We start from the raw sequence: 2,023 nt of genomic DNA, 5'->3' as shown, positions 1-2,023 counted from the left end.
ACCTAAGTCAGGGGCCCACAAAGAGGCCGAGCCCACGAAGTGGGACACAAAAACTCAAATCCTCACCACGCAACCTAAATCCCAAAAAATACACAAGCGCACAACCACCCTGCCAGATATGCAAAGCCCTCTTCGGCGTTCAATCAATAAAAACAAATCAAATAACTGAGGAGGGGAGGGTCTTCGGCCCGTGCGAACACGCGCAGACGAAGTATCTATCCTGAAACGGCAGCAAAGATGTACAGGCTGGCTTCAAACACATTACAATAAAGCTGAAAGCCGCCGAGTGAGTTCATCAGTTAAATAGACTGCCTGAGACCCTCGATCAGTCCAATCATCAAGAACCTCTCCCCAATATGCCAAGCGTGCATAAGATAATAAATCTGCATCAGCTTTAGACAATAACGATTTAGCCCACGCCGCAGCCTGATCTTTACTCGTAAACCGACCAGTCGTTGCTGTGTAAAGCATCCGTGCCAAGGTCAGTAAAACATTGCGCTCATCTCCACCCAGACATTCAACTAAAGAAGGCAGCAGAATACGCATCGCATCTTTGATATGTTCTGATGTGATTTGCGTCAGAAGTGTCTGTGCCGGCGGACCATAGAGAGAGAATGCCTCGTTATAAGCCTATGCCAGCACGAGTGTATATTCAGGATCATTGTTGGGTAACGGAACCTCACCAGCTTCGAAACTATCACGCAGCCATTCGCCATAAACAAATTCAGCGCGTGCAGGAAATTCATTTGTTGTGACCTGCCACTGAACTTTCATCCAACGGCGATTAGAGCCTCGGCGGTTTTGACTACGCCAATTGGCGTGTTGGTAGCAACCGGCGGAAACGCCAAGCTTTCATCTTGCGCAGCGTTGGAGCCGGTTGCGGCGATGGATCCAGCATAGTCTGCCGGGGTTTGGTATCCCAGCGACGAGTGTGGCCGGAAATTGTTGTAATCGTCGGCCCATTGGGCGATGGCGCTGCGGGCGTGATCGAGGCCAAAGAACAGGCTTTCGTTGAGCAATTCGTCGCGCATCCGACCGTTGAAGGATTCAACATAGCCGTTCTGCATAGGCTTTCCTGGCGCGATATAGTGCCACTCAACCTTGTGATCCTTCGACCAGGCCAGGATGGCATTCGAGGTGAGTTCCGTGCCGTTATCGGAGACAATCATTCCGGGCTTGCCGCGTCGTTCGATCAGCGTCGTCAGTTCTCGGGCGACACGGCGGCCGGAGATTGAGGTGTCCGGGATTGCTGCCAGGCATTCCCGTGTCACATCATCAACGATATTGAGGATCCGGAACCGTCTCCCGCATGCAAACTGGTCGTGCACGAAATCGAGAGACCAACGGGCATTTGCTTTCGCCTCGACCAGGATCGGCGCACGCGTGCCGACGGCCCTTCGTCGAGCCTTCCGCTTGCGAACCGAAAGCCCTTCCTCGCGATACAGCCGATAGATGCGGTTGACGCCGGATGGCTCTCCGTCCCGCCTGAGCAGGACGAACAGCCGTCGGTAGCCGAAGCGCCGTCGCTCGTTGGCGAGATCGCGCAACTTTGCTCGCAATTCGACCTCCGGCGGTCGGCAGGACCGATAGCGGATCATCTTGCGATCAGCCGAAACAATCTGGCAGGCCCGCCGCTCCGAAAGACCCATTATGTCCTTCAGATGTGCAACGGCGTCACGCTTGGCGGCAGGCCCTACCATTTTTTTGCGAGAAGCTCGCGGAGTGCGGCGGCATCGAGCATCTGCTCGGCCAACAGCTTCTTAAGCTTGGCGTTCTCTTCTTCGAGTGCCTTCAGGCGCTTCGCCTCGGACACCTCCATACCGCCGTATTTGGCTTTCCAGTTATAAAATGTTGCGTCCGAAATCCCATACTTGCGGCACAGGTCGGCCACCTTCATGCCTGCCTCCTGCTCCTTCAGCACCGCAATAATCTGCTCTTCCGTAAATCGCTGCTTCTTCATTCGTCCGTCCTTTATCGGGCCGGACTCTAATCCATTCTGGAGGAAATTCTCAGTGGCAGGTCA

At 54.1% G+C, this 2,023-nt stretch carries 3 protein-coding genes; all 3 read right to left on the bottom strand.

All coding sequences use genetic code 11. The features are described 5' to 3' along the window. Positions 1–261: 261 nt before the first annotated feature. The gene (locus QUF18_RS20355) at positions 262–573 is read right to left on the bottom strand and encodes an aminoglycoside adenylyltransferase domain-containing protein (RefSeq protein WP_289389054.1); all 312 of its coding nucleotides are present in this window, start codon (positions 571–573) and stop codon (positions 262–264) included. Positions 574–630: 57 nt separating this feature from the next. Further along, the gene (locus tag QUF18_RS20350; protein ID WP_289389053.1) at positions 631–774 is read right to left on the bottom strand and encodes a hypothetical protein; all 144 of its coding nucleotides are present in this window, start codon (positions 772–774) and stop codon (positions 631–633) included. Then, positions 771–1,960 (bottom strand): IS3 family transposase gene (locus tag QUF18_RS20345; protein WP_289386482.1). Its coding sequence is split into 2 segments (ribosomal slippage): positions 771–1,708 and positions 1,708–1,960, totalling 1,191 coding nucleotides; the frame shifts between segments, so codons are not numbered across the junction. Before QUF18_RS20345 ends, QUF18_RS20350 begins: the two co-directional genes overlap by 4 nt. Between the last annotated feature and the right edge of the window lie 63 nt (positions 1,961–2,023).

The organism is Pseudochrobactrum kiredjianiae, from assembly GCF_030362795.1.
Classification (GTDB): domain Bacteria; phylum Pseudomonadota; class Alphaproteobacteria; order Rhizobiales; family Rhizobiaceae; genus Pseudochrobactrum; species Pseudochrobactrum kiredjianiae.
Note: the sequence above shows the minus strand (reverse complement) of the source record. Positions and strands in the feature narration are given on the sequence as shown.

Excerpts from the sequence above, each read along its gene's own strand:
- QUF18_RS20350 (WP_289389053.1), bottom strand. The coding sequence starts at position 774 with ATGAAAGTTCAGTGGCAGGTCACAACAAATGAATTTCCTGCACGCGCT.